Consider the following 9277-nt stretch of genomic DNA (forward strand, 5'->3'; position numbering starts at 1 on the left):
AAGTGCACTCATGATGTTTGACAAACACGCCAATCTCAAGTACAAGTTTGGGAATCGGCATTTTTGGGCGGAAGGTTATTATGTGAGTACGGTTGGACTCAATGAAGCCACAATTAAGAAATATATTCAAGAACAGGAAAAGCATGATATAGCACTAGATAAATTAAGTGTAAAAGAATATGAGGATCCCTTTAGGGATAGTGGTAAGTAATACTAAAGCCTCTTTAAGAGGCAAGTGACGAGTCAAGAGCAATAAGGCTTGAACAACGTGAAAGCCAGCGTCTTTAGGCGCTGGCTGGTAATTTGGGCTTATAGCCCTTGGTTCAAACCACCCGTTAGACGGGTGGTCATGATTGAGCTGGTTTTTCTTGATTTCCAGTACTTGTTACAGATTCAGTTGTTTTCTTTTCTGAAGTTGATTCAGCTGCTACTGGTGCTTCGGTTGCTGTACTTGCAATTGGTTGATTCTCTGCACTTGTGCTATCAGCATTCGATTCAGCTTTTGTTGCTGGAGTTGTTTCTTCACTTGCTCTTGATTTAGACTTGATTTCTTGAGTCAAGGCTACTATTGTTTTCGCTAATTCAAGTAAAGCTTCTTTATCATTATTTTTAACATCATCATCAAGCTGATCGAATAGTTTATCAACTTTATCAAATTCTTCATTTGAACCATTGTTATCTTCTAAATACTTATGTAATGAGTTGATATATCCATAGAGTTGTTTATGTAGATTAATTATTTGTGGATCTTGTTGCGCAGTCTCTTTCTCTTTTTGCAGAGTAGCTACAATACATTTCAATAGATCGTTAACCTGGACATTGATTTCATCCAAATCTGCATCAGCCTTGCTAGCTGCAACTTTTAGATTTTCTACTTCTTCTGCCAAGGATTGTCTGATTCCTACTTCTTTCACTTGAGCTAAGAATTGCTCTGCTTTGGTTAAGATAGTTTCAACTTGCTCTTTGCTAACATGATTAACATGTTCTTCTTTTTTAAAATCAGGATAGAGTTCTTTCAGGAATTCATAAATTGCTTGCTTAGCAGATTGACTATCAACTGTTTCTTTATCTAAAACTGTTTCATTTACTTTTGAAGAAGTTGGCTGATTTTTCAAAGCCTCTTCTACTTCTTGTTTTATTTGGTAAATGCTTGGGAACAGTTTATTCAAGTCCACAGCCTTACGGAAAGATTGTGATTGATATAAAGTCAAAGTCAAATTAGCAACTTTATTACGAAGCTCATCACTTAAACGACTATCATTTACATGCTCATAGAAGTACTTGATGTATTCCACTGTTGTATCACCAGTACGATCATTAAAGTCTTGAAGAGCTTGAAGTTGTGATTCAATCGCTACTAAACCAGCCTCATCTTTTGCCAATTTAGCTTCTTGAAGACGAACTAGAAGGTCTTTTTTCGGAAGTCCATAAGAGTCAGTATCTAGTGTATTGATTTTATCAATCAAGGCCTGATATTTCTTATCTAATGCACTTGTTTCGACTGGTTTGACACTTTCATCAATATGGATATATTGCTTATCAAAGAGGTCAAGTCTTGCAAGATAACCCGCAGTAGAGTTGGTTGCAAGTTTCTTCATACTCTCAGTAAATTGCCCCAAAGCCAACTCAATCTGTCTTTGTTTAATAGGTTGATCTTGATAGATCGTTCTACTTTCAGCTAGAAGTTGATCTACTTTTGCCAATACTGCCTTCTCATCAAAATCTCCAGGTTGATAGTTAGATTGGAGGGCTGGAATCTTGTTTTTCAAAGCTACTTCATAGCCCTTGGTTTGAACCTTGATATAGTGATTGTGGTCGCCATGAGGAATCACAAAACTACCATTTTCCACCTGTAAGCTATAAGGAGACACACCATCACGTAAGGCAGTAGTATAGAGTTCATTTAAGAAATCAAGTTCTGGATTGCCAGTTTGGAGTGGAAGTCGAACATGTTCCTTACGAACAGCGTAGGGATGGATATGAGTTGGATCATAGGCTTGGTCTGGATTACCAAATACAAAGAATCCGTTTGAAATTCTAATAGCTTCAAGTGGAACCCCGTAGGTCTTAGAAATATAAGCTATTTTTTCTTCATCACTAGCATCTTTAGAGAATAATTCAACAGATTTTGCAAGTGGTTTTACAGGCTCTGCATCATGATGTGTGTTCAAATGATTCTGAGCCGCCTTAATTTGCTCTGCTGTCAAATCCTTCTTGAAGAAGTAATGATTGTGGTCACCGTGACTCATGACAAAACCTTGCTCATCCTCACTGATGACGCGATTGGCATCAAAACCATGGCCATGTTCGTCATGGTGATGACCATGTGCTTCTTCATCATGATCGTCATCGTCATCATGTGCTGGACTTGGTGTTACTGGCGTTTTACCTCTCAAATGATCTTGTGCTGCCTTGATTTGTTCTGGTGTCAAATCTTTCTTAAAGAAGTAATGATTGTGGTCGCCATGAGTCATGACAAAGCCTGCCGCATCTTCACTGATAACTCGATTGGCATCAAAATCATGGCCGTGTTCTTCATGGTGATGACCATGTGCATCTTCATCATGATCGTCATCGTCATCATGTGCTGGACTTGGTGTTCCTGTTCTTACACCTTTCAAATGATCTTGCGCTGCCTTGATTTGTTCTGCTGTCAAATCTTTCTTAAAGAAGTAATGATTGTGGTCGCCATGAGTCATGACAAAACCTTCTGAATCTTCACTGATAATTCGACTGGCATTAAAACCATGATCATCTTCGTCCTCATGGTGGACATGTGGTGACGGATTACTTAATACAGAACTAGAAGAACTTCCTACCTCTTCCGTGTTAGAGTGTGATGGGAGATTGTTAAGAGATGACTTAGGAATATAATGATAGTGGTCCCCATGTCTTACTATATAAGCATCACCGGTATCTCTGACAATGTCATTAGGGTTAAAGACATAACCATCATCTGCTGCAGTAACACCATTATTCGGTGTCACTGATAAAGATTGACTGAGAGCTGTAGTATTCCCTGATAAATATGCTTTTGCGGCTGCTAATTCACCTGCCGACAAGTCACTCTTAGGAATGAAATGATAGTGACCACCATGTGGTACTATATAACCATCACCTGTGTCTTTAATGATATCAGAAGCATTAAAGACATAGCCATCATCTGTCGTATAGCGTCCCTGAGACCTTGCTACAGAAACATCTGAGCTGTTCTTCTCATTATCTTTGACGTGTTCTTGTTTTTGACGGTTGATTTCATCTTTCGTCCGAACATTATCAGCATGAGCTGCATCTTTTAGGTAGACATAATATTTTCCATCTACCTTGATGATATAACCACCCTTGACTTCATTGACAATATCTCCATCCTTAAGTTGGTAGTTTGGATCCTTCATCAAGAGTTCTTCACTAAAGAGGGCATCATAAGGAACTTTCCCATTGTAGTAATGATAGTGATCACCGTGTGACGTCACATAGCCCTGATCTGTAATCTTGATAACAATTTGCTCAGCCTGAATTCCTTCTTTTTGGCTAACCTGATTTGGCGTCAAGTTTTCAGTTTTCTGACTTGACTGGCCACCATCCACATAAGAGACACGATTGTTGTCCTTATTTTCCTGCGAGCGATGCTGGTTCAGTGCATAGGCGCAAAGACTCAAGGATACGATAACAGCTGATCCAGCTGCTATATACTTTTTATTAAATTTCATAAACTCCTCATTTCAATAAATGATGAAGCTATTTCTTAGCTTCTTTTTCTCGGTTAAACAGTTTTTTATAAACCAGTTATTTAACCATTTAATTAACTAGTAAACATTCTACCTCTTTTAAGCTTATCTGTCAAGTTTTTTATGTCATTTTAAAAAATAAAAGCCAGTATCGCTACTGACTCTTACTCCTTTTGATTTATAGGATAAATTTTATTCTTCTGGTTTCGTTATAACTGATTCGCTACCTTTTTAACAAAGCAAGTAATTTTTCTGCTTCTGCCATGATACCATTATTATCCATGGTCTGTAGGCTCAGATTATTTCGTAAACCAGCTAGGGTTTCTGTTGCAGTAGCTTTCAGACTAGTATCTGTTACTTTAGCAAGTAAAGCTTCTGCTTCTTTAAGTTTGGCTTCTACTTTTTCAGTCTCTACTTGAGGGACTTCAGCTTCATCTGCTGTATCTTTAACTTCTTCCTCTTTATCTTTTTCATCCGTACTCGGTTTATAAAGATTATCTACTGAAGGGCTCAAACTTGAGTGATTATCCTTTTCATTAGATTCAGGAGGAGTTGACTCATCTGCTTCATGATGTTCTTCCTTTTCTTCATCATGTTTACTATCTTTGTCTGCTTTATTTTTACGAACATGGTCACTTGCGTTTCCCCATCCATTATCTGAATACGGACGTTCGTTTGGATGTTCTACATAGTATTTTACAGTCGCAAAGAGATCCTCTAAACTATATCCTTTAGGTGCCTCATAAAGTCCTTCGTCAAACCACCCAAATTTAATGTTATGGTAATGGTCGTAATGAGGTATAATTAAGCTACCATTTTTAACTTCAACAGTATGTTGTAGATTGTAAGGAATATGATCAAGTGGAACCTTCTTAGCTGCTTTCACTTTATTATAGATTGCTTCTACTCCTTTAACCTCAGTATTTCCTGAACCCTGATTATCTGTTGAAGGAGGCGTCAAACCTTTCTCTTTAGCATAAGCCTGAGCTGCCACTCTTTCAGCTTCAGATAAACTATCTTTCTTAATCCAATGGCTATGGGTCATATGCGGAGTTACATAAGCATCTCCCTCATCACTGGTAATATCACGAATGTCAAAGATATATCCATCTTCTGTTGTATACTTACCTGCTAATTTCGCTAATTTAATTTCATCGTCTGTATAAGCAATCTGAGAATTTGGTTTTCCAAGACGTTCTGGATGGGTAATTGGTGCTAGGAATGCCAATAAATCATCTACCAATTTTCCTTTATTAGAAGATTCATCATTCAATCGTTCTGCTAATTTGTCTAAAGCTTGGAAATCAGAAGTACGACCCTTATTTTCAGACAAGGCTTTATGAGCTTCGGCCAATAAATTATATGCTTTATTATAAAATTCTTGGTCACGAGGAGCGACATTTTCTTTCTTCGCAACTAGAGCGTGTGTTTCTTGAGTTTTCTTAGACAAGAGATTTTCAATAGCGTCAATCTTATCCTTGGTCAAGTTTTTAGCTAGAACATAACGACTAACGCCCTTATCCTCGAAAATATAACCGTCGCCAACTTTTCTAACAACCTGGTTGACATCAAGTTCAGTCGGTTTATTTTCCACTGGTGCTTGAGGTTGGGTAGTAGGGGCTGGCTTCAGAGGAGTGACACTTGGCAATACAACACTGCCATTTTGTCCCTTGACAGCTATCATACGAGCCAATTTTTCTTCCAAAGGGGACATTTGTGAATAAGGGATAAAGTGATAATGGTCTCCGTGAGGCACTGCGACACCATTTGCAGTACGTTTGACGATTTGTGCTGGATCAAAGACGAGTCCATCAGATTCTACATGTCGTTCTGATAAAGGTTTGGCATACAATTCACGTAAGAGTGTAGGAATGTCTTCCCCGTGGTCTTGATGATAAGTTGGAGTAACAGTCAGATTTGGAGTCTCTGTCAAACTTGGTTGGGCTGGATTTGGATTGTCACTACTTGGTTTACTTGAACTTGTAGAGGAATGTGCGCCTTGTTTACCATTCCAATAGGCTTGGGCTGCAGCCAGTTCTCCTGCAGACAAATCACTCTTAGGTATATAGTGGAAATGATTGCCATGCGGTACAACAAAAGCATCTCCTGTATCTTCAATCACATCTGTCGGACTAAAGACATACCCATCATCCGTTGTATAAGCGCCTCCAGTTCCTCTATTCGGTGCCGGCGTATTAAGATTAAAGTTTGGTTTAATCGTTGAATTTGGTTTCGCAGGACTGCTTGGTTTCGAATTGTCAGAATGACTTTGAACTGGCTGACCTCCAATTGGTAAATTCCGAGCCAATTTTTCTTCCAAGGCAGACATTTGCGAATAAGGAATGAAATGGAAATGATCCCCGTGAGGCACTGCCACACCATTTGCAGTACGTTTTGTAATCTGTGCTGGGTCAAATACTAATCCATCAGATTCCACATGACGTTGGCTAAGTGGCAAGGCATACAATTCTTGAAGGAGACTATCCAAATCCTCATTTTGACTCTCAGGAGTTGTTGCAGAATCTTGAGGAGCCTCAGATTGACTCGTTCTCACACTAGATCTTGTTTCTCCCCTGCTTGAACGGTATTCAACGGTACTTAATTGGCCACCTTTTCCAGATAGGAAGGCTTGGGCAGCAGCTAACTCACTGGCAGACAAATCACTCTTAGGAATATAGTGGAAGTGATTGCCATGAGGAACGATATAGGCATCACCTGTGTCCTCAATGATATCAGATGCATTGAAGATATACCCATCATCCGTTGTATAGCGTCCCTGCGCTCTGGCTGCAGCAACAGCATTATCTGTACTTGTATTATGATTACTACTGTGTTCCTGCTTCTGACGTTTAATCTCTTCTTTTGTCCGAATATTGTCCGCATGGGCGGCATCCTTAAGGTAAACATAGTATTTCCCGTCTACCTTAATCACATAGCCACCCTTGATTTCATTAACAATGTCTGAATCCTTCAACTGATAATTCGGATCTTTCATCAACAGTTCTTCACTGATGATAGCATCATAAGGAACCTTGCCATTATAGTAGTGATAATGGTCTCCATGAGAGGTCACATAACCTTGATCCGTAATCTTGATAACGATTTGTTCGGCGTTGATTCCCTCTCTCTTACTAACTTCATCTGGTGTCAAATTTTCTGCCTTTTGGCTTGGTTGGTTGCCATCGATGTATGAAACACGGTTATTTTCTTTTACAGTTTGAGCTTGATGCAAACCTAGTTCATAAGCACAGACACTTAAAACAAGTGCAGTTGCTGACCCAGCTAGATATTTTTTATTGATTTTCATTCTTTCCTCTTTTCTTCACTCTATTTGATTCACTAAAATACTCAATGAAAATCAAAGAGTAAACTAGGAAGCTAGCCACAGGCTGTACTTGAGTACGGTAAGGCGACGCTGACGTGGTTTGAATTTGATTTTCGAAGAGCATAAAATAATGAACCAGTTAATTAACTAGTTAATAGTTTACTCTTTTTAATATCGATTGTCAAGAATTTTACATATCCACATAATAAAAATAAAAGCCTCTTTATCGAGACTTTCATTTTTCATTAGTTTATTTTTTCCTTACTTACAGATGAAGGATTACTTCCTTTTAACAACGCAAGTAATTTTTCTGCTTCTACCATGATACCATTATTATCCATGGTTTGGAGGCTTAAGTTATTTCGTAAACCAGCTAGGGTTTCTGTCGCATTGGCCTTCAGACTGGCATCAGTTACTTTAGCAAGTAAAGCTTCTGCTTCTTTAAGTTTTGCTTCTACTTTTTCAGTCTCTACTTGAGGGACTTCTGGTTCAGCAGGTGTTTCCTCTACTGGCTCTTCATCCGCTTTGAAGTTCTTATTTGGATCTTCACTGTGGTCTTTCTTACCTAAGACATGCTCGCTGGCATTTCCCCATCCGTCATTAGAATGTGGACGTTCATCAGGATGTTCAACATAGTACTTAATCGTCGCAAATAAGTCTTCTAGAGTATAACCATTTGGAGCTTTGTATGAATGATCATCAAACCAAGCAAATTTAATGTTATGGTAATGATCCTTGTGAGGAATAATCAAATTACCATTTTTAACTTCAACTGTATGCTCGACCATGTACGGAAGTCGAACGAGTGGAATTCGTTTTTCCCCTTTCACACGATTGTAAATGGCCGCCGCACTATCTCCAGTTGGATTTGCTTGAGCATCTGCGTCTGGAGATGGAGGTAAAATACCTTTTTCTTTAGTATAAGATTGAGCCGCAGCTTTTTCCTTATCAGAAAGGCTGTCTTTTCCAATCCAGTGACTATGGCCCATATGAGGCGTTACATAGGCATCTCCTTCATCACTGATAATATCATGTTCGTCAAAAATGTAACCATCTGACGTTGTATACTTATCAGCTAATTGAGCAATACGGACTTCGTTTTCGGTATATTCAATTTGAGAATTTGGTTTGCCAAGTCGTTCTGGATGGGTAATTGGTGCTAGGAATGCCAATAAATCATCTACCAATTTTCCTTTATTAGAAGATTCATCATTCAAGCGTTCTGCTAATTTGTCTAAAGCTTGGAAATCAGAAGTACGACCCTTATTTTCAGACAAGGCTTTATGAGCCTCGGCCAATAAATTATATGCTTTATCATAAAATTCTTGGTCCCTAGGTGGTACATTTTCTTTCTTCGCAACTAGAGCGTGTGTTTCTTGAGTTTTCTTAGACAAAAGATTTTCAATAGCATCAATCTTATCCTTAGCTAGGTCTTTAGCTAGAACATAACGACTAACGCCCTTATCCTCGATAATATAACCGTCGCCAATTTTTCTAACAACCTGGTTGACATCAAGTTCAGTCTGTTTATTTTCCACTGGTGCAAGAGGTTTGGTAGTAGGGGCTGGCTTCAGAGGAGTGACGCTTGGCAAGACAACACTGCCATTTTGTCCCTTGACAGCTATCATACGAGCCAATTTTTCTTCCAAAGGGGACATTTGTGAATAAGGGATAAAGTGATAATGATCTCCGTGAGGAACTGCCACACCATTGGCAGTACGTTTAGTAATCTGTGCTGGGTCAAAGACTAAGCCATCCGATTCCACATGGCGTTCTGATAAAGGTTTGGCATACAATTCACTTAAAAGTGTTGGGATATCTTCCCCTTGACTTTGATGATATGTTGGGGTGACAGTCAGGTTTGGTGTCTCTGTCAAACTTGGCTGGGCTGGATTTGGATTGTCACTACTTGGTTTACTTGAACTTGTAGCAGAATGTGAGCCTTGTTTCCCATTCCAATAGGCTTGGGCAGCAGCCAATTCTCCTGCCGACAAATCACTCTTAGGTATATAGTGGAAATGATTTCCATGCGGTACAACAAAAGCATCTCCTGTATCTTCAATCACATCTGTCGGACTAAAGACATACCCATCATCCGTTGTATAAGCGCCTCCAGTTCCTCGATTTGATGCTTGCGTATTGAGATTAAAGTTTGGTCTAATCGTTGAACTTGATGTTAAACTTGGTTTCTCAGGACTGCTTGGTTTCGTATTGTCAGAATGAC

2 protein-coding genes and 2 pseudogenes are annotated in these 9277 nt (G+C 39.0%); 1 reads left to right on the forward strand and 3 read right to left on the reverse strand.

The features are described 5' to 3' along the window. Positions 1-211, forward strand: a pseudogene (gene tnpA, locus CJ239_RS05565) (IS200/IS605-like element ISSsu4 family transposase); the annotation flags it as partial. 295 nt (positions 212-506) lie between these two features. Here the strand turns inward: tnpA and CJ239_RS05570 are convergent. From CJ239_RS05570 to CJ239_RS05585, 3 genes and pseudogenes are all read right to left on the reverse strand, one after another. Beyond that, a pseudogene (locus tag CJ239_RS05570) lies at positions 507-3710 on the reverse strand (pneumococcal-type histidine triad protein); the annotation flags it as partial. 241 nt (positions 3711-3951) lie between these two features. Continuing rightward, positions 3952-7035, reverse strand: a complete 3084-nt coding sequence (locus CJ239_RS05575) for a pneumococcal-type histidine triad protein (protein ID WP_102210818.1) — start codon at positions 7033-7035, stop codon at positions 3952-3954. A 263-nt stretch (positions 7036-7298) separates the two neighbouring features. Then, positions 7299-9277: pneumococcal-type histidine triad protein (locus tag CJ239_RS05585; protein ID WP_102210819.1), on the reverse strand; the 1979-nt coding region annotated here is incomplete at its 5' end.

Origin of the sequence: Streptococcus sp. UMB0029 (assembly GCF_002871495.1) — a bacterium.
Lineage (GTDB): Bacteria > Bacillota > Bacilli > Lactobacillales > Streptococcaceae > Streptococcus.

Bases quoted from the DNA above. Each gene is read 5' to 3' on its own strand.
- CJ239_RS05575 (WP_102210818.1), bottom strand. From the start codon at position 7,035: ATGAAAATCAATAAAAAATATCTAGCTGGGTCAGCAACTGCACTTGTT.